A 19,295-nucleotide genomic window follows, 5' to 3' on the forward strand; every position below is an offset into this window, starting at 1 on the left:
CTTCAGGAATCGGACGAGGAGGGCCCGTGACGGGAGAACATAAAAAGGACACAAAGGAAATCCAAAACGGCGACCGCGTGCCCCTAGCGATAAAGATCCAGCAGATGAACGTGACGGAGCGCGTTAAGTTGGCGCTCACCGGCGGCAAGGAAGCCCGCACACTCCTGATGCAGGATCCCAACCGCGTGGTCCAGATAGCCGTGTTGGACAATCCGAAGATCACCTCGTCTGAAGTGGTGGGGTTTGCCAATTCCAGAAACATCAGCGACGACGCCTTACGCAAGATCGCTGAAAATCGAGAATGGGCGAAGCTTTATTCCGTGCGGCTTGCTTTGGTGAAAAATCCCAAGACCCCTGTGGGTATTGCGCTGAAATTGGTTTCGACCCTCATCCCTCAGGATTTGAAACTCCTTGCCAAAAGTAAGTCGGTGCCCAGCGTCATCGTGCAGGCTGCCCGGCGCCAATTGGAGCGCGGACCGACCTGAAAATGATGAGGAGGCTTTCGGTGATTCAAAAAACGGTGGCCATCATCACCGTGAGCGACAAAGGAAGTCGAGGAGAGCGCGAGGATACCGCCGGAGCTCAGCTCTGGGAAAGGCTCCAGGCGGAAGGATACGTCGGTGTGTGGCGGACCATAGTCCCCGATGAAACACCCGCCATCCAGGAGGCTCTGGCGGAGGCGGTGGATCGACGAAAGGCGGCTTTGGTGGTCACGACCGGCGGGACTGGGGTTTCCCCCCGGGACGTGACGCCAGAGGCGACCGCAGCCGTTTGTGATCGGCTGGTGCCTGGAATGGCCGAAGCCATGCGGCTAGAAAGCCTCAAAAAAACACCCCATGCCATGCTTTCTCGTGCGCTGGTGGGCATTCGGGGCGGGAGTCTCATTGTCAATCTTCCGGGAAGCCTCAAAGGCTCTCTGGAAAACCTGGAGGTTCTCCTGCCGGCGTTACCCCATGCTCTAGCAAAGATTCAAGGGGATCCGGAGGAATGCGGGGGATAAAGGCGGTGCCCATCCACGGACATCGACGCGGAACTTTTCGATGCATCCAAGGCGATGATGATCGTCGATGCGAGGGTGAAAGTAGACAGAAGCTTGGTGGAACGGCCTATCGAGAGATTGTGTGGGACAATTCACTGTCGGACAAGCGCCCGTGGGGAGGGCTCGAGGCTGCGCTTGTCCGAAAGTGCGCCCATTGTGGCCCACATTGTCGGCGATTCTTTGGACATGCCCGGATGATTGGAACGTCCGTTCCCCACACGGGTGGCTAAATTTCTTCCGATGCTTCCTCGGCTCCGACCGCGCTCCTTTTGGCCGCATAAGTTTCTTGAACGGCCCTCTTCTTGGCTTCAAACGCCTCGCAGATCTCTCGGATCTCTTCGTCGATTCGTTTCATCTTCGCTTCGGCCTCTTCCACGAGGCGCATCTGGGTCAGGACCGCCGGGTCGGATTTCACGGACTCCTGCCCCTCCTTCAGCAGGCCGTACACCGCGGAGCCGAGTCCACTGTAGGCTTTCGCCAAGCTCTTCTGGGACTTGCTGACGGAAAACCGCTTCAGTTGAGTTTTCAAGACCTTCATTTTCCATAAGTAAATGATGGTGGCATATTCCAAAGCCCAATAGCCCAGTTTTGTCAGCATGGAGATGATACTTTGGATCACTCCACTCATTCTTGCCTCCTTTCGCTCATATCCTCAAGATTCCATCCTGTGATCCGCCTAAAGCGCTCTGTCATTTTGTCCAAGTGAGATCCCGGCCAGTACACGCCTCCACACGTCGGACATCGACTGAACGACAGGGCCGTGGCATAAACATACTCAGGCACCAGGCCGAACACCTCCTCTCTGGGCACATCCTCCAGGAGCTGGTTGCATTGAAGACATCGGCTGAACGGGTTGAACTGTTCTCGCCGAATAAGCCCCGCTGCCGCCAGCTTGCGACACTGGTCCTCAAACCTAGTGGATTCACACAAAAAGACGCCCGGAAGATGGCGCCACCGCGTGTTTCCTGTGACGATGATGCGACCCTCGCCACACAAAGTTTCGATCTGGGACGCTGTCTCGATGGATCCGTAAACCGCGTCATAGCCGAGGATTCGTAACCATTTTGCCACTTTTCCGAGCATACGATCAACAAAAAACCGTGCCCGAGGCTCCATGGGATCCTCCTGCTCTTGAGCACCGCTCAGGGTGTGGCCAAAACCGCTCCATAGGAACGATCGGCCGGATTTGAGCTCATCGCATTTCCACGACTCGAACGGCGTCACCGAGGACCGGGAGATCGAATGTTTCGGAAGGCAGAGTGGCCGGCTGCATCACGAGCGTTCTGGAAAGTTCTAAGGACCCGGTCGGGCTCTGAAAAACGACGGACGTCGGGATATCGCGGTCATCACCCAGCGCCTGGTACTGAAAGAGGATGGTCAGAGGGGTCTGCGACAGCTTCAGCTCCATCCGGCAAAGGCGTTCCTCATCAGGACAAAGACCATAGCGCCGGAAGGTTTCCCGCTGTTCCTCCGGTCCACCCCAGACCACCGTCCCGTCCTGAAGTCTTCGGGGGACAGATCCTTCAAGCATATACTGGGGAGGTGTTCCCAGGAGGACGTGTGCCAGTTCGGTCCCGGGCACACCGATACCCACGAGCTTTTCAAGGAGCGCCTCACTGCGGGTGGATGTGTACAAGGTTTTTTCCGACACGAGCCACAGGCTTGCGGATGTGCCCTTAAGAAGAAACAGCCCCTGGATCTGCCCCCATGAATTCAGGATTTCGACGCGCACTCGATCAGGCAACAACGCCGTGACAAGCACTCTGGCGCGCCAGACCCGATCCAATGAATCCGTCGACTTGGCTTGGTAAACGATGTGGACCTTATCCCAACGATGGAGCCGGGCCAGCATATCGAGGCGCCATTTTTCGGCATCCCAGGGAGCTCTTGGCTTTTCAGGGGCGTAAGGTGGAAAGCGTCGAGGGGCGCACCCCACAACTCCGAAGACGACAAGAAAAAGAATAATGACGGCGTGAAACCGGGCAGTCTCTTTCATTGAATGCGCTGGATCTTTTCACGGATCGAGGCCGGCTTTTCATGCCCCTTCTCCACAGCCTTTTCATAGGCTTCCCTAGCTTCTTTGAACCGTCCTAAAGCCTGCAAGATGTCCCCGTAGTGTTCCAAAATGATGGGGTCGTCCGGGACAAGCTCCAGGGCCTTTCGGATGACTTGGAGGGCTTTCATGAAATTGCCCATGCGGTAGTAAACCCATGCCAAGCTATCCATGATGTAGCCGTCTTGGGGTTCCTTTTCCAAGGCGCGCTCGATGAGTTCCAAGGCTTCGTCGAGGTGGATTCCTTGATCCGCATAGGTGTAGCCCACGTAATTGAGAGCGCCGGCATGGTCTTTGTCCATCGTGAGGATCTTTTTCATGACCTCAAGGGCTTCGTTTTTTCTGTCCATTCGGTCCAGCACGATCCCTTTGCGAAACAACAGGGCCGTGTTTTCCCCGGTCGCGGTGATGCCGGCATTCAAGACTTCCAAAGCTTTTGCAAAATTTTTGGTCTCTTCATGGAGATAGGCGAGATACAGGTAGAAATCGATGACCTGAGGTCTGGTTTTGATGGCCTTTTCCAAGCACTGAATGCCCGACTTATGATCATTGAGCTTAGAAAAGAGAAGGCCCAGACGGATTTGGGCCGGCTCCCACAAAGGGCTGTTTTCCGGAATGAGTCGAAAGTTGACGACGGCCTGTTCTAAATCCGCCCGTTCGCCTTTCTCTTCGTAGGAGGTGGCGAGATAGTAGAGAGCCTGATCGTATTGCGGCCGATCTTTCAAGAGGGACTGAAAATCGGAAATGGCCTCCTGGTACTTTCGTTGCTGAAGGTGAATGATGCCGATCTTGAGACGGCTTTCCAGGTCTTGGGCGTCTTGCTGAGACAAGATCCGCAGCTGGTCAAGGGCTTTGTCGTACTGCTTCTGACGGATATAGAGGTTGCTCAGTCGATTGCGCGCTTGACTATGCCCGGGGTTCATGGTCAACAACCGCTGGTAAACGGATTCGGCTTCCTGAAACCTTTCCGTGACTTCATAAATGTAGGCCAGGTCCAACAAGGCTCTGTCGAAAAACGGATTGATCTGAAGCGCTTCTTGATAAGCGGCTTCCGCTTGATCGTAAAACTTCATATCCAAAAAGACGCGCGCCTTGTAGTAATACGCCAGGGGATTGTCGGGAAGCAGGGTCTTCAGGTGTTCCAGAGCTTCCAGGGCCTCTCGAAATCGATTCTCTTGGGCGTACAAGGTTCCCAAAAGGAGGTACGCATCGTGGTTCGAGGGATTAAGGGAAATCACGCGTTGGTAGGCTTGGATGGCTTTTTCGTTATTGCCCGTGCCGGCATAGAGGCGTCCCAGGAGGATAAAAGCGTTCTCATAGGCAGGAGCAACCTCAGCTGCTTTTTCCGCGAGCCTCAAGGCTTCATGGACCTTGCCCTGGCGGACGTAAAGGACCGCCAGATCCGTGAGAATCGTGGGATCGTTGGGGTCGTATTCCAAAGCTTGATGGTAAGCCTTAATGGCTTGTTCGGGCTCGTTGACCCGAAGGTGGTATTGGGCTAACAGATAGGCCGCGTACGCTGGAGACTTGGGCAATTCCGGGGAAACGCCCGGCAGGGACGGTCCGGACCGCAAACCGATGGTGGTGCGGGAGTTCATGAGCATGAGAAGAAAAAAGGCCGTCCATGTCTTCTGTGCGTGCCGCATAGGGGCATTGTCCTTCGAGCGCGAGAGATGACCGGATTCTGGGAGCTATGGACGTTGTCACGTATCACATTTGCTGAGAACCGTCAACGTCGAGGCCGAGCTGATGGACTATCCAAAACTACGACCTGGTTTAGAAGCCATACCTGTGGAACATGAGGGGAAATCATACCTCTTGCTAAGGGATCGTTTGGGGTACACCGACAAACCGGTGTTGCTGCAAACGGAGTTCGCCGCTTTTTTGGCACTCTTGGACGGCCGACATTCCGTGAGGGACATTCAGGCGTTTTTTCTGCGCCGCACAGGCCAGCTCATCTACAGCGAGAGGATCCAGGAGGTGATCCACGTCCTGGACGAAAATCTGTTTCTCGATAATGAACGTTACGCGGAGCATGTCAACGCGGAAACTCGGAGATTCCGGGAGAGTCCCGTAAGACGGATGCGCCATGGAGGAAAGAGTTATCCGATTGCTCCTGAGGAACTCCGCTCGTTCCTGGATGCCGTGCTCGCCATGGGACCTTCCCCGCCGCATGAGAAAGCCGAGGAAGCTGCGGAGGGGCAGGGCAGGGGCGCCCTGCCCCCATCCAAGGATGTCGCGGGTCGGGGCACTCCTTGTCCTGGTTTGGTCGGCCTTGTGGCACCTCACATTGATATTCGGGCGGGTGCGGCGACCTTCGGAGCTGCTTACAACACCTTGCGCCGGATGGAGCCTCCTGAGGTATGGGTCGTTTTGGGAACCGGCCACGAGCCCATTGAAAATTTTTTTTCTGTCACCCTCAAAGATTTTGAAACTCCTTTAGGACTCATGGCGTGCGACCGGGAGCTGGCGGAAGAGATTGTTCGGCGGGCTCCTCAGGACGTTCTCGCCGGGGAACTGGCTCACAGCCGAGAGCACACCATAGAATTCCAGGCGGTCTTCCTGGCCCACGTGCAGCCCACGGCTCGACTTGTGCCTGTGTTGTGTTCTTTCGATGTGGAACACTGGGAATCACAAAAGCCTGTGATCGACCAGTTCTGCGACGCTTTGAGAGAGGCCGTGGAAAAGTCAGGAAAATCCGTCGGTTTTCTCGCCAGTGTGGACCTGGCCCACATCGGTCCCCGATACGGTGATGACTTTCACCCCAGTCGGCTGACCATTCAAGAGCACCTGGAAGCGGACCGAAGGGTGCTGGCCGCCTTGGAAAAGCCGGATCCTGAATTGTTCATGACCACCATTGTCCGCGATGGGAATGCGCGAAAGATCTGCGGGGTTCCGCCGCTTTATGTGTTCAGCCGCGTTTTGCAGGGCCGGGCCGAGGGATGGGTGCTCCATCACGATCACGCCGTGGTGGATTCGCAAGGTTCCTTCGTGACCTTCGCGGCTATGGCTTTCCGAGGTTTGAATCTGACTGGAGACTGATGGTCACGGTTCATGCTCGGGCTCGAAGGCGGTCACCTCGTCGATGGAGGAGGCATCTGTGAGGAGCATGACTAGGCGGTCGACCCCGAGGGCGATGCCTGCCGCCTCATCAAGGTGGTCCAAGCTTTCCAAAAAGCGTTGAGGCCAAGGATACACATCCCGGCCGTCAGCTCGACGCCTGGCGAGGGTTTCCCGGAAACGCGCTTCCTGCTCGGAGCGGGAGGTCAGTTCGGAAAAGCCGTTGGCCAGCTCCAGACCTGCCCAGTAGAGCTCAAAGCGCTCGGCCACCCACACGTCCTCGTGCTTTCGAAGCCGTGCCAAGGCCGCTTCTTGGGGTGGGTAGTTGGAAAGAAAAGCCGGCTGAGGGAAACCCAAGTGAGGTTCAATTTTGTCCACCAGGTCTTCTGAAAACCGCTGTTCGTCGTAATGCTTTACAGGATCCCATCCGGCCCACTGCCGGAAGACGTCGCGAACGCTCCGGTCATCCCACGGCGGAAGAACGGATAGCGTGCGGCCCCCATAGGGGAATCGGGGGAATCGGTCCACGAACCGACAAAGGAAAAGGAGAAGCTCCGTGCAGTCTTTTTTGAGCGCATGGCTGTCCGCTCCTCGTCGGTACCATTCGAGAAGGGTGAACTCCGGCTGGTGGCGGCGTCCTCGCTCTCCTTTTCGGAAAACAGGACAGATTTGAAAAATCTTTTCGTAACCCGCAGCAAGGAGCCGCTTCATATAAAGCTCCGGACTTGTTTGAAGATACCAATCTTCAGAACGCACGGCGTCAATGTGAAATTCCGGGGCAGGGGCCGGGGTCCGGACAGGGGTCTGCACTTCCAAAAAACCCTGTTCCACAAAGAAGAGCCGCATCCCGTGCAGGATGCGGCTCCGCATTTCCAGTCGGCCGCGTTTGAGCGCAAGAGCGTCGTGAGGATTCATCAGGTGGACGTCTTCACTCTTTCCACGTAAGTTCCTGTCCGGGTATCGAGCTTGAGGACATCTCCTTCCTCAATGAAAAGCGGAACCTGGATCTCATAACCGGTTTGCAAGGTGGCGGGCTTGGTCGCTCCCGAGGCCGTATCACCCTTGACTCCCGGGTCCGACTTGATCACCTTGAGTTCCACAAAGTTAGGCAAAGAGATGCCAATGGGAGATCCTTTAAAGAAAAGCATGTCCACATGGAGGTTTTCGGTGAGAAAGTTCTTGGCTTCTCCGACGGCTTCTTCCGTCAATTCCACCTGCTCATAAGTGGTAGTGTTCATGAAATGGTAGCGGTTGCCTTCTTTGTAAAGGAACTCCATTTCTTGCTCTTCCAAATCGGCCGCCATGAACTTGTCGCCCGAACGATAGGTGCGGTCGAATTGGATGCCCGTGATCATGTTGCGCAAGCGGCATCGATAGAGAGCCTGACCTTTTCCTGGTTTTGAAAATTCAAAATCTACAATGAGATAGGGTTCTCCGTCGATTTCCAACTTGAGACCTTTTCTCAGGTCGCTTGCCGTCAATGTGGCGCCCATAATATTCGTCCTCTCTGCGGGAGCTTTTCGGTTGACCTCAAAACACCGGCGCATCATACAGAGCATGGGAAAGGTTGGTCAAGAAGGGAGGTGGCGGTTCATGGAAAAAGGGATCAAGCAGACTGGAGTTTCGATTCATTTTCTCGGTGTGGGAGAAGCGTGCGACGAAACCCAGCCTAACACAAGCCTGCTCATTGTGACGGCACGGCCGGATCATGAGCAGATGCCCCTACAGATCCTCTTGGATTGCGGATTTTCCTCAACCCACCGGTATTTTCAAGTGTGCGCTGATCCGGAGGCGTTGGATGTCCTGTGGGTGTCGCACTTTCATGGAGATCATTTCTTCGGCGTTCCCTTATTGCTGCTGCGCTTTTGGGAAATGAAGAGACGCAAGCCCCTCACCATCGTCACTCAGACCGGTGGTGTGAACACCATCTTTCGGGCCATGGATCTCGCCTACCCGGGTTTTGTCCACAAACTCACTTTTCCCATTGAGGACATGGTCCTGGAGACGGGCTCTGAGGTGCATGTGCACGGGACGACATGGAGGGCGGCGCAGACCGAGCATGGCCGAAAGAACTTGAGTGTTCGCGTCGACGGCGGCTCATGGTGCGTTTTCTACAGCGGTGACGGACGCCCGACGACGGAGACGGAACAACTGGCTGATGGTTGTGATGTGGCGATTCACGAAGCCTTTGTGCTCGATGGTTCCGATGCGGTTCCCGGGCATGGCACCGTGGAGGGGTGCATCCGCTGGGCGAGAGCGGCGTCCATCCGTCGGCTTGCTTTGGTGCACATTCAGAGGGACGTGCGCCGCACAAAATGGCGGCAGATCCAACAGGTAGTGGGCCAATGTCGGGATTTAGAGGTTTCCGTCCCGGCATCGGGGGACGTCTGGGCTGTTTAGAAGCGTGTTCATGGTCTATGCCCCGGCGTCCTTCTGGGATGGATTTCCTAAAATTCCACGCCCTTTTGGGCCTTGATGCCTTGATCGCGGAAATGATGTTTCACCGGAACCATCTCCGTGACGCAATCGGCCATGGCACACAGATCGGCCGGTGCGTTTCGACCGGTCACCACCACGTGGCACCGAGGGGATTTTTGCCTCAGGCCTTCCAGCACGGTGGCGAGAGGCAGTAGGCCGTGGGAGAGGGCCACATTGAGTTCATCAAGAATGATGAGGTCGTAGCGGTCCGAGGTGAGGGCTTCCATGGCCTTGGCCCAACCATAGGAGGCGAGGGCGCGGTCTTCGTCGGCGGTCTCATGACGCCACGTGAATCCTTTGCCGAGAGTCAGCCATTCGATGTTGGGCAACGCCCGCGCCGCGTTGTGTTCACCGGTATGCCACGCTCCTTTGATGAATTGGAGGACAAGCACCCGCATGTGGTGGCCCGCGGCGCGCAGGGCCATGCCCAACGCGGCCGTGGTTTTTCCCTTACCGTCTCCTGTAAAAACCAATAGAAGGCCGCGAGCCGCCATGAGCGTTCTGTGCCCGTTACCGTTCTTCGCCTACTTTGATGCCGTTGTTGGGATCCTTGTGCAGCTCAAAGGCATCGTGCAAGACGCGCACGGCCAATTCGGTGTATTTTTCGTCGATAACGCACGAAATTTTGATTTCGGACGTGCTGATCATATGGATATTGATATTTTCCTTGGCCAGGGCGTTAAACATCACGCTGGCCACCCCTGTATGACTCCGCATCCCTACCCCGATGACAGACACTTTGGCGATATTGGGATTGCCGTGGACGTGGCCCGCTCCGATTTCTTTGGAGATTTTTTCCGCCAAGGCCAGGGTTCTCTCATAGTCCGCCTTGGGGACTGTAAAGGAAATGTTGGCCCGGCCAGGGACGGCGCTGCTTCCCTGAATGATCATGTCCACATTGATACCGGCCTCCCCGATGGGATGAAACAGCTTGAACGCCATGCCCGGCACATCGGGCACGTCGGTCACAGTCACACGAGCTTCCTTCTTGCTGTACGTGATCCCTGAGACCACGACCTTTTCCATATCCGCATCCTCCTGGGTGACAAGCGTTCCGGGATCGTCGGTAAAGGACGATCGGACCCATATGGGCACGTTGTATTTCATGCCGAATTCCACTGATCGGATGTGCAGAACCTTAGCGCCCATGCTGGCCATTTCCAGCATTTCTTCGTAACTGATGCGCCGGAGTTTGCGCGCCTTCGCGTAGACGTTGGGGTCGGTGGTGTAGACGCCTTCCACATCAGTGTAGATTTCGCACGCATCCGCTTTGAGTGCTGCTGCCAAGGCGACGGCCGTCGTATCCGACCCGCCGCGTCCCAGTGTGGTGATGTTGCCTTCATCGTCATAGCCTTGAAAACCGGCGACCACGACAATCTTCCCTTCGCGGAGTTTTTCCACCACTGGAAGCGTCTCAATCCAGCTGATGCGAGCGTGCCCGTGCTGGTGGTCGGTAATGATGCCGGCTTGGTAGCCCGTCATAGAGACGGCCTCAAGGCCCATGTCCTTGACGGCCATGCTGAAAAGGGCAATGGTCACCTGTTCTCCCGTGGCCAACAGCACATCCAATTCCCGGGGATCAGGTGTGGGGCTCATTTCATGTGCCAAGGCGATCAAGCGATCCGTATCGCCCGCTCTGGCCGACAGGACCACCACCAGATCATCTCCCGACCTTCTGCGTTCCACCACCCGTCGGGCCACCGAGCGGATGCGCTCCACGTTGGCTACGGATGTTCCACCATATTTTTGCACCACCAAGGCCATCGCGATGGATCCTCCTTCGTGCGGAATGCCGCCTCAAGCCGCATCGCTTTTAGCACAAACTTGTTGTGATTCAAGGGAAATCTTGGAGACGGCACCCTTCAACGGTTTAGGATGTTGGGGAGTCGCGCCAGAAGACGGGTGTCGGTTCTCGGGTGGCCGATTGCAATCTCTCAAGGAATTCAGTTCGGGGGATTTCTCGGGCGCCCATGCGCAGCAGATGCTTCGTGGTGACTTGGCAGTCGATGAAATCGTACCCGGAACCCTTGAGACGTTCCACGAGATGGACCAGAGCCACCTTGGAAGCATCCGAGACGATGCTGAACATGGATTCTCCGAAAAACACGCGACCCACCGCCACACCATATAGGCCACCCACCAGCTGACCATCCAGCCAGGTTTCCACACTGTGGGCCGCTCCCATTCGGTGCAGTCGGTGGTAGGCTTCAATCATCTCCGGTACCAGCCATGTTTCCTCCCCTTGACGGATCCGCACCAGCGCACAGGCCTCGATGACGGCACGGAAGGCGGCATCGAACGTCACTCGAAAGCGGGCTTTCTTGAGGACACGGCGCAGACTGTGGGAGATTCTGAGTTCATCGGGGAACAACACGAGCCGAGGGTCCGGAGACCACCACAAAATGGGGGTTCCCGGGGCATACCAAGGGAAAATGCCCTGACGATAGGCGAGAAGCAGCCTTCGCGGGCTCAAGTCCCCTCCGATGGCCAACAATCCGTCAGGTTCGGCGAGGTCCGGTGGGGGGAACACCAGGTCTTTGTTGAGACTGAAAATGGCCATGACCTCTTCAAGACGACCATTCCACCGTGCCCGTGTTCAATTTCCGGGAAACTCAAAGACCATGGATTCGGTGACCATCACATCGGCCCCTTGGGCGCCTTCATCGCGGTGTCTGACGATGACACGGCCGCCCTTTTGGAGTCGACCGAAAAGGATTTCTTCGGCCAAGGGGTCCTTAATTTCCGCTTGCAGCACCCTGGCCAAGGGTCGAGCCCCGAAAGTTGGGTCATAACCCTTTTCGGCCAGCCAGCGACGAGCTTCGGGAGACAGTTCGATGGTGATTTTCTTTTCCGCCAGCTGGCCCCTGAGCTCTTCCATGAACTTGTCCACGATCTTTTCCATGATGGAAAGATCCAAGCCGGCAAAGGGAATAATGCCGTCCAAACGGTTTCGAAACTCCGGGCTGAATAATTGTTCAACAGCCTTCATCCCTTTGGCCGAACGATCGTCCTTGTCTTTGCTCGTCCCGAATCCAATGGAGCTGCTGCTCATTTCGCGGGCGCCGGCATTGGATGTCATCAGAAGCACCACATTGCGAAAATCGGCCTTCTTGCCGTTATTGTCGGTCAAAGTCGCATAATCCATCACTTGCAAAAGAATACTGAAAAGATCCGGGTGCGCCTTTTCGATTTCGTCCATGAGCAGAACGCAGTGTGGATGTTTGCGGATGGCGTCCGTAAGGAGTCCCCCCTGGTCAAATCCGATGTAGCCTGGAGGGGCGCCGATGAGGCGGGCGACGGCATGTTTTTCCATGTATTCACTCATATCGAAGCGCAGGAAATGAATTCCCAGGATGGCGGCCAGCTGTTTGGCCACCTCCGTCTTGCCCACACCGGTCGGCCCGATGAGAAGAAAAGAGCCGATAGGCCGATCAGGCACACGCAACCCCGCTCGAGATCTCTTAATCGCGGTGGCGAGCGCCTTGATGGCTTCGTCCTGGCCGAAAACCTTTCGTTTGAGTTCCTCTTCCAGGCTGTGCAACCGCACCTGATCGGACGCCGAGACGGATCGGGGCGGAATCTTGGCCATCTTGGCCACAACCTCCTCGATGTCCTTGACGTGCACAACGCGCCGGGTCCTGTGGTCGGCTTTAAGCCGCAGGCTTGCGCCCGCCTCGTCAATGACGTCGATGGCTTTGTCCGGAAGATACCTGTCGTTGATGTGTCGCGCCGAGAGTTCAGCGGCGGCCTTCAAAGCTTGCGCGGTAAACCGCACCCCGTGATGTTTCTCATAAGACTTCCTGAGCCCTTGAAGGATCTGGTAAGTCTCGTCCACACTGGGTTCGTGGATTTCAATCTTTTGGAAACGGCGGCTGAGGGCCCGATCTTTTTCGAAGTGATTCTTGTATTCTTCGTAGGTTGTGGACCCGATGCAGCGGATAATCCCGGAGGCCAAAACAGGCTTCAGGATGTTGGAGGCGTCCATGGAGCCGCCGCTGGTCGCTCCGGCACCCACCACCGTGTGGATTTCGTCGATAAACAGAATGGCCCCGGGCTTGCTCTTCAGCTCATTGATGACGGCTTTCAACCGGGCTTCAAAATCACCGCGAAACTTGGTTCCTGCCAACAGTGCTCCCATATCCAGGGCATAAATCTCGGATTTTTGAAAACTTTCGGGCACCTCCTTGCGGTGGATCTTCAAGGCCAAACCCTCGGCAATAGCTGTCTTCCCGACACCGGGATCCCCGACGAGGATGGGGTTGTTCTTGGTCCGTCGTCCGAGGATTTGGAGCGTGCGCATAATTTCAGATTCTCGTCCGATGAGCGGATCGATGAGTCCTTGGGCTGCCTTCTCCGTGAGGTTGGTCGTAAAACGTTCCAAAGCCGACGGCTTTGCCGACTGTCTCTGAGGACGGGGGGCCAAGCCTGCGCCGGGCCTTTCCGATTGATCCTCTACGACGCCCGCGACCTTGGAAATTCTGTGGGAAATGTATTCCAAAACGTCCAGCCGGGTCACGCCATGAGATTTCAAAAAGTACACGGCATGTGAACTCTCTTCATGGAACATGGCGGCCAGAATATCACCCACATCCACGTGCCGTTTCTCGGCCCCTTGCGCGTGCATGACGGCTCTCTGGAGGACCCTCTGGACCGCCAAGGTTTGAATGGGATCCCTCTCGACCGATTTGGGCAACCTTTCCAAACGCTGATCAAAGAAGTCTTCCAATTGCTGCTTCAATCGGTCCAGGTCCGCTCCGCAATGATAAAGGATCTCGGCCCCTCCGGCATCCTGCAGAATGGCATAGAGGATATGTTCCAGAGTGAAAAATTCGTGACGGCGAATTTTGGCTTCCTTCACCGCCGCCGAAAAAGCCATTTCCAATTCCCGACTGATCATGGGGGCTCCTTACCTTAAGCCTGCTCCATAGTGCATTTTAGAGGAAACCCGTTTTTTCTGGCCAAATGGTGTACCATTTCCACTTTGGTCTCTGCAATTTCCTCGGGATAGACCCCGCAGACCCCCACCCCGTTTCTGTGCACGTGGAGCATGATTTCCGTCGCCTCCGCGGTGGTTTTGTGGAAGACTTTCTCCAAAATCTCCACCACAAACTCCATGGTGGTGTAATCGTCATTGTGCAAAAGAACCTTGAACATGGGGGGTTCGAGCAGCTCCTCTTCGAGGTGGCTTTCAAGGCTTTCCCGCATGTCCGGATGGTGTTCACTCATAGATCTCAGCCTCTTTCCCAATTTCTCCTTCTCACGGGGCGGTGTTTTCTCTATCCTGCAGAGCCATGCTATTGAAAAATAACGCCCTGAGCTGTGGAGTCAAGCGCTGTGGCGGGAGCGAGCGCTCCCGCAAGGCGTGAGAGGATCGGGGAAGCCCTTGTGGTCATCCCTAAATTTCCCGCATTGGGGAAGCCGGCGGCTGAATGAGACCTCGGATTTGCCGACTTCTCGAGAGGGTGATGAAGAAAAAGGAGAAAGACATGCCGGGCAACAGCTTCGGACGGCTCTTTCGGGTCATGACATGGGGTGAATCCCATGGACCTGCTTTGGGTGCGGTCATCGATGGGTGTCCACCGGGCATCCCGCTGTGCGAAGACGACATCCAAAAGGATTTGGAACGCCGTCGGCCCGGGAAAAAGATTACGACGGCTCGGAAAGAACCCGACACGGTCCGCATCCTTTCGGGGGTTTTTGAAGGCCTCACCACGGGAACTCCCATCAGCCTCATGATCGAAAACAGGGATGTACGGAGTCGAGATTACGAAGCCCTAAAGGATCTTTACCGGCCTGGACATGCGGATCGCACCTATGAACAAAAATACGGGGTCAGGGACTGGCGAGGCGGCGGGCGCAGTTCCGGTCGTGAAACGGTGGCTCGAGTCGCCGCCGGCGCCGTCGCCAGAAAGTTTCTCGCCTCGGAAGGGATTCAGGTGCGCGCAGGGACCGTGGCTTTGGGATCGGTGCGCTGTGAGCCCACGGATTGGGATGAAGCCCTGAGAAACCCTGTCTTTTGCCCCAATCGTCACGCGGCACAAGCGATGGTGGAACACCTCATGGAGGTGAAAGCCGCCGGAGACTCGGTCGGCGGGATCGTCCTCGTCATGGCCACGGGATGCCCCGCCGGCTTGGGGGAACCCGTCTTTGACAAGCTGGATGCTCGGTTGGCGGCGGCGCTGATGTCCATCGGTGCCGTGAAAGGCGTGGAAATCGGCGCGGGATTCCAAGCCGCCTCCATGTTGGGCAGCCTCCACAACGACCCTCTCACCGTGGACGGCTACGCCTCCAACAACGCCGGTGGGATCTTGGGAGGGATATCCACCGGAATGGATCTTGTGGTCAGAGTTGCCGTCAAACCCATTCCGTCGGTGGCGGTGCCCCAGAAAACCGTGACGCGCGACGGTCGTGAGACCACAGTGCGGATTGAAGGGCGTCACGATGTTTCGGCCATTCCTCGGATTGTGCCCGTCTGCGAGGCCATGGTGCTCCTCACTCTGGCAGATTTTATGCTCCATCCCTTTCCGCACCGACGGCGGGCGCCGGCGATTTAAGGACATCATGCAGAATTTTCAAGAGAGACTTCAGCCGATAGGGTTTTACGATGGCGCCCCGAACCCGGAATTTTGCCGGTTCCCGAACGATTTCGTGAGCCGCGTCTCCGCTGGCGACAATCACCGGGATATGCGGGAACTGCTGGCTTAAGATATGGAGGCACTGACGGCCCCCCATGCCAGGCATGCTCAGGTCAAGAACGACAGCGTCGACCCGGCCATGGTTCTCGCTGAGCCACGTCAAGGCGTCTTCTCCCGAGCGAGCCGTCTTGACCGTATAACCTTCCGATTCCAAGGCGTTATGAATTAATTCCAGAAGCGCCTCCTCGTCATCCACCACAAGAAGCGTCGCGCCCGTTGACTTTTCCGTTTCCTCTGGCGTTTCCCCCTCAGCTTCATGGGCAGCATCCTTGGTTACCCAAGGTCGCACGGGAAAGTCCACGAAAAACGTCGTCCCGTGATTCAATCGGCTCTCACACGTGATGCGCCCTCCGTGCGCCGTCACAATTCCGTAGACGGTGGAAAGGCCCAACCCCGTGCCTTTTCCCGGTTCTTTGGTCGTAAAGAACGGATCGAAGATGCGTTCCTGGATTTCTTTAGGGATGCCCGCCCCTGTGTCGGAGACTTCCAAGCGAATCCAAGCCCGCCCGTAGTCGTCACTGTATGTGCCCGTTCGTACCCGGATGACGCCGTCGTTGTCCGAGCCGATGGCATCTCGGGCGTTGGCCGTGAGGTTGATCACAACCTGTTCCATTTGGAGGCGGTCCGCGACGAGAACCGGCAGATGGGGACCCAAATCTTTTTGGATTTCGATCATCCGAGGGATGCTCTTTTTCAGCAATTCCAGAGTCTCTTCCACGATCGCGTTGAAATCCACCGGCTCCAGGATGGGCTCTGTTTGTCGAGCAAACGAAAGGAGCCTTCGGATAAGATCTCGAGCTTTAAAGGCTGCCTCTTGAACCCGGGTCAACCACCGGCTGCGTCGGTCTTGAGGATCCGTGTGTTTCAGGGCCATTTCCAGGTAACCCGACATGGCTTGAAGCAGGTTATTGAATTCATGAGCGATCCCGCTGGCCAGCGTTCCGAGGGATTCCATTTTTTGCGTGTGCATGAGCATTTTTTCCAGAGTGCGGCTTCGTTCCTGGGCTTGCGCTTTTTCCGTAATGTCGCGGGCCAACACGCGGAAACCGATCTTTCTCCCATCTTCCGCCCGCCGGACCCCGGCGGAAATTTCCACGGTCTTGCGACGTCCCTGGGCGTCGTGGATGACGAAGTCCTGAAGCCCCAAAGAACTTCCGGAGGCGAAAATTTCAGAAAAAAAAGCCCGCATCTTTTCCGCGGTGGGGGCGTCCGTAAAATCTGGATAGGTCCGATCTTGAAGTTCTTCCCAGGAACATCCCAAGATTTTCAAGAGGGCAGGGTTGCAAAAGGTGACGCGGCCCGTGGGATCCAGTTCCATGTAGGCTTCTTCCATGCTTTCCATAATTTCTCTGTATTTTCTTTCGCTTTCCTCCATAAGCGTTTTCGCCTCATACTCCGCCGTGGCATCACTCAAAATCATGACCACGCCTTGAATGGCGCCGGTGTCATTCCGCACGGGGGCCGCCCTGGAGCTTACGATCACCAGAGAGCCGTCGGCTGCATGGAGCACACCGTGGGCCGGTGTTTTGTGGGCAGATCCGGTGGCGACCACTTTTTGGACGAGGTCTTCCAGTTGTTTTCCGGATTTGGGATCAGTGATCATGACCACCTGTTTTGATGGACGGCCGGAAGCCTGGGTTCGCGTCCAGCCTGTGAGTTCTTCCGCTTTGGCGTTGATTCGCGTGATCCGGCCGACGGAATCGGTGACGATCACAGCGTCTTCGATGGATTCTAAGATGCGGTGGATTTCGCGCCCTTGGGCGACCAGGGCCGATTCTCGTTCCATAACGGCTTGCGAGCTGTGGTGGAGCTCACGGGCAAAGAGGTCAAGTTCCAAAAAAGGGGCCGTATCGGCGGCCTGTTCCAGCACGCGAAGGTTTCGATGACTCGCGAAGGCATCCAATAGGGATTTCATGTGGACGATGGGATGGACGATGATGCGGTCGAGGTGCCTCTTGAAAGCGATCAATAGGGCAAAAACGGCAGACCACAGACCGACGACGCCTGCTAAGGCCCACAATAGAGGGGGCAGCAAGGTTTGGACGACCGGCGTGCCGACGATAATGACCCAGTCCCACAGGGCAACTCTCCAGCAATAAGCGAACATGTATTGGTTTTCATACTGAGCAATTAGTCGACGGGGCTGCCAATGGATGAGCGCGCGTTTGACTAAAGGTTCGTGACCGAGGTTTTCTTGGGATCGCATAAGACTCGGATCGGGATGGTAAATCACATTCCCAAAACGGTCCAAGACGAGCACGAGGTTTTCCGGAGCGCTTTGGGAAAATTCCCGAATCAGGTGTTCCAAGCAGTCCAGGTTCAGTTCCCCAAAGGCAAAGAAACGATGGGCGCGCACCATGACAGCCACGGTCAGGTTTTTCAGCTGGCTGCTAAAATAGGGGTTGGAAAGGGCCGGCCATTCTTGGGGATCGGGAAAAAGCGACAGAGGGATGTCCACAGACGGCGGCAGGGTAAAGGCTTTCCGAAAGTCTGATGGCTTATTTTCTGGAGCTTCAAAAACAAAAACCCGATGAAAAGCCAAGGGGGAGGATATGGCAAAATTCCGAACGGTTTCTCCGGACTCTTCCGCCGAAAAGGCAATCTGGCGCAAGGTGCTGTGAGCACCGGAGAAGAGCACAGAGGTATAACGATCGATGGTTTTGACAAAGAAAGCGTGATCTTTGTAAAGCTTTTGAAGTTGCAGCGCGGTGACCGCGATTAAGGCCAAAACAGAGAGTGCCCCTAAGGGGACGATCAGCCGCGTGCGGAAATATCGCTGCACCAGGTCTCGGAGAAGGGGCTTTTCCTTCACAGCGGATCTCCGGACATCCACTCCAGCACGACGAACCGACCATTCCGGACACCAACGACGTAAGTCTCTCCCGAAGCGTCCCCGAAAGCGTCGATGCGGATCTTACCGTACAAGCCGTCAACGATTCGCGGCTGCATAAGGCGTTCGACAAATCGTTCCCTCTTGCCTTCAGCTTCATTGAAGGCGGTCGCGAGGAAATGAACCGCCTCGTATGCCCGCACGGCCGCGAAAGAGGGGGCGATACCAAAACGTTTGCGGTACCGCCACGTAAACTCCCGTAGAGTTGTGGTGATGTCCGTTGGCGCGTTATCCGCCGCAAAGATAAGCCTTTCGGAGAGAGGACCCACATCGTTGAGAAAGGCTTCCGTTTGTGCCCATGCGGTGCTGAGCAGAAGACTCTTGATCCCGGCGTTTTCCAAAGACCGCACCAAGAGCGCCGCGTCCCGTGCGGAACTGATGAAGAGGATGGCATCCGGCTGCAGGGCTGTCATTCTCTCAGTGAGGGATTCCAGATCGGCCGCATTGAGCTCACGATATTCGAGTCGAGAGAGGATATGACCTGAGAGACGTTCAAATTCCTCCACAAAAGCGGCTTCCCAAGGATTGGAGTAGGCATCGTTATTCACGTCGCGGACCGTGCAAACGGTTCGGATCGACGGTCTGCCTGTGAGCCAGCGGGCCAAAGCGCGGGCAGTCACATCGCTGGCCGACTGGACCCTGAAAAAAAGATCTTTTCGGCCGCGCAAGAGCGGAGTGGACGTTGTCGGAGAAATCAGGGGGACGCCTGTTTCTTCGGTCAAGGGAAGAGTGGACAAGGATAAAGCGCTTGTCATGTGACCAATGACGGCGAGCACACCCTTGGCCGTCAGCTCCCGATAGGCCTGCCGAGCACCGTCCGGCGTACCCGCATCGTTACGGACGATCAACTCCACGGGTCGACCTCGGAGACCTCCAGCCGCGTTGATGTCCTCGACGGCCAAACGGCAGCCGTTCCGGCCGTGGATGCCCAGGTCGGAGTACGGCCCAGTGAGCGTTCCGGCAAACCCCACCCGAACGGGGTTGCGCTCACAAGCCACAGCCAGAACACTCAGCCATATACACGCCCAAAAGACGACCCATTTCTCAATTCTTCCCCGGACCATCTCTGGACTGCCGCCT

At 56.3% G+C, this 19,295-nt stretch carries 18 protein-coding genes; 5 read left to right on the plus strand and 13 right to left on the minus strand.

Translation table 11 applies throughout. The features are described from left to right. Window positions 1–26 precede the first annotated feature (26 nt). Both ACZ5K9_RS14280 and ACZ5K9_RS14285 read left to right on the plus strand, forming a co-directional pair. On the plus strand, window positions 27–485 hold the full coding sequence (locus tag ACZ5K9_RS14280; RefSeq protein WP_464271997.1) for a hypothetical protein: 459 nt from the start codon (window positions 27–29) through the stop codon (window positions 483–485). A gap of 2 nt (window positions 486–487) precedes the next feature. Beyond that, on the plus strand, window positions 488–1,000 hold the full coding sequence (locus ACZ5K9_RS14285) for a MogA/MoaB family molybdenum cofactor biosynthesis protein (protein ID WP_464271998.1): 513 nt from the start codon (window positions 488–490) through the stop codon (window positions 998–1,000). 265 nt (window positions 1,001–1,265) lie between these two features. Here ACZ5K9_RS14285 and ACZ5K9_RS14290 read toward each other — a convergent pair whose 3' ends face one another. The 4 genes from ACZ5K9_RS14290 to ACZ5K9_RS14305 all read right to left on the minus strand — a co-directional run bounded on the left by ACZ5K9_RS14290 (window position 1,266) and on the right by ACZ5K9_RS14305 (window position 4,738). Beyond that, on the minus strand, window positions 1,266–1,667 hold the full coding sequence (locus ACZ5K9_RS14290; RefSeq protein WP_464271999.1) for a hypothetical protein: 402 nt from the start codon (window positions 1,665–1,667) through the stop codon (window positions 1,266–1,268). Beyond that, window positions 1,664–2,155, minus strand: a complete 492-nt coding sequence (locus ACZ5K9_RS14295; protein ID WP_464272000.1) for a Mut7-C RNAse domain-containing protein — start codon at window positions 2,153–2,155, stop codon at window positions 1,664–1,666. The genes ACZ5K9_RS14290 and ACZ5K9_RS14295 overlap by 4 nt, the downstream gene beginning before the upstream one ends. Window positions 2,156–2,231: 76 nt before the next feature. Next, window positions 2,232–3,035: a hypothetical protein gene (locus tag ACZ5K9_RS14300; protein WP_464272001.1), complete on the minus strand. Its 804-nt coding sequence runs from the start codon at window positions 3,033–3,035 to the stop codon at window positions 2,232–2,234. After that, a complete protein-coding gene (locus ACZ5K9_RS14305) occupies window positions 3,032–4,738 on the minus strand; it encodes a tetratricopeptide repeat protein (protein ID WP_464272002.1) in 1,707 nt (568 codons plus the stop codon). The genes ACZ5K9_RS14300 and ACZ5K9_RS14305 overlap by 4 nt, the downstream gene beginning before the upstream one ends. 103 nt (window positions 4,739–4,841) lie before the next feature. Between ACZ5K9_RS14305 and amrB the strand changes: the two genes are divergently transcribed. Further along, on the plus strand, window positions 4,842–6,134 hold the full coding sequence (gene amrB, locus ACZ5K9_RS14310) for an AmmeMemoRadiSam system protein B (RefSeq protein ID WP_464272003.1): 1,293 nt from the start codon (window positions 4,842–4,844) through the stop codon (window positions 6,132–6,134). A 3-nt stretch (window positions 6,135–6,137) separates the two neighbouring features. Here amrB and epmA read toward each other — a convergent pair whose 3' ends face one another. Both epmA and efp read right to left on the minus strand, forming a co-directional pair. Further along, window positions 6,138–7,067: an EF-P lysine aminoacylase EpmA gene (gene epmA, locus ACZ5K9_RS14315; RefSeq protein WP_464272004.1), complete on the minus strand. Its 930-nt coding sequence runs from the start codon at window positions 7,065–7,067 to the stop codon at window positions 6,138–6,140. Beyond that, window positions 7,067–7,645: an elongation factor P gene (gene efp, locus ACZ5K9_RS14320; protein WP_464272005.1), complete on the minus strand. Its 579-nt coding sequence runs from the start codon at window positions 7,643–7,645 to the stop codon at window positions 7,067–7,069. The genes epmA and efp overlap by 1 nt, the downstream gene beginning before the upstream one ends. A 100-nt stretch (window positions 7,646–7,745) precedes the next feature. Between efp and ACZ5K9_RS14325 the strand changes: the two genes are divergently transcribed. Further along, window positions 7,746–8,552: an MBL fold metallo-hydrolase gene (locus tag ACZ5K9_RS14325; protein ID WP_464272006.1), complete on the plus strand. Its 807-nt coding sequence runs from the start codon at window positions 7,746–7,748 to the stop codon at window positions 8,550–8,552. Window positions 8,553–8,599: 47 nt separating this feature from the next. On the opposite strand, the gene cobO is transcribed toward ACZ5K9_RS14325, so the two are convergent. The 5 genes from cobO to clpS form a co-directional block, all read right to left on the minus strand. Continuing rightward, on the minus strand, window positions 8,600–9,124 hold the full coding sequence (gene cobO, locus ACZ5K9_RS14330) for a cob(I)yrinic acid a,c-diamide adenosyltransferase (protein ID WP_464272007.1): 525 nt from the start codon (window positions 9,122–9,124) through the stop codon (window positions 8,600–8,602). Between the two features lie 16 nt (window positions 9,125–9,140). Beyond that, window positions 9,141–10,394 (minus strand): aspartate kinase, encoded by a 1,254-nt coding sequence (locus ACZ5K9_RS14335; RefSeq protein ID WP_464272008.1) that lies wholly within the window; start codon window positions 10,392–10,394, stop codon window positions 9,141–9,143. A 106-nt stretch (window positions 10,395–10,500) separates the two neighbouring features. Then, window positions 10,501–11,190 carry a leucyl/phenylalanyl-tRNA--protein transferase gene (gene aat, locus ACZ5K9_RS14340; protein WP_464272009.1) on the minus strand — a complete coding sequence of 230 codons (690 nt, stop codon included), beginning with the start codon at window positions 11,188–11,190 and terminating at the stop codon, window positions 10,501–10,503. 36 nt (window positions 11,191–11,226) lie between these two features. Beyond that, window positions 11,227–13,527, minus strand: a complete 2,301-nt coding sequence (gene clpA / locus ACZ5K9_RS14345; protein WP_464272010.1) for an ATP-dependent Clp protease ATP-binding subunit ClpA — start codon at window positions 13,525–13,527, stop codon at window positions 11,227–11,229. Window positions 13,528–13,541: 14 nt separating this feature from the next. Next, window positions 13,542–13,856, minus strand: coding sequence for an ATP-dependent Clp protease adapter ClpS (gene clpS / locus ACZ5K9_RS14350; protein WP_464272011.1), 315 nt, complete (start codon window positions 13,854–13,856; stop codon window positions 13,542–13,544). A 260-nt stretch (window positions 13,857–14,116) separates the two neighbouring features. Between clpS and aroC the strand changes: the two genes are divergently transcribed. Continuing rightward, window positions 14,117–15,184, plus strand: coding sequence for a chorismate synthase (gene aroC, locus ACZ5K9_RS14355; RefSeq protein ID WP_464272012.1), 1,068 nt, complete (start codon window positions 14,117–14,119; stop codon window positions 15,182–15,184). Here aroC and ACZ5K9_RS14360 read toward each other — a convergent pair. Beyond that, window positions 15,138–18,137: a PAS domain S-box protein gene (locus ACZ5K9_RS14360; RefSeq protein WP_464272013.1), complete on the minus strand. Its 3,000-nt coding sequence runs from the start codon at window positions 18,135–18,137 to the stop codon at window positions 15,138–15,140. The two genes, aroC and ACZ5K9_RS14360, sit on opposite strands and share 47 nt — an antisense overlap. Next, window positions 18,134–19,279, minus strand: coding sequence for an ABC transporter substrate-binding protein (locus ACZ5K9_RS14365; RefSeq protein ID WP_464272014.1), 1,146 nt, complete (start codon window positions 19,277–19,279; stop codon window positions 18,134–18,136). The genes ACZ5K9_RS14360 and ACZ5K9_RS14365 overlap by 4 nt, the downstream gene beginning before the upstream one ends. Window positions 19,280–19,295 lie beyond the last annotated feature (16 nt).

Source organism: Desulfosoma profundi (assembly GCF_055387865.1).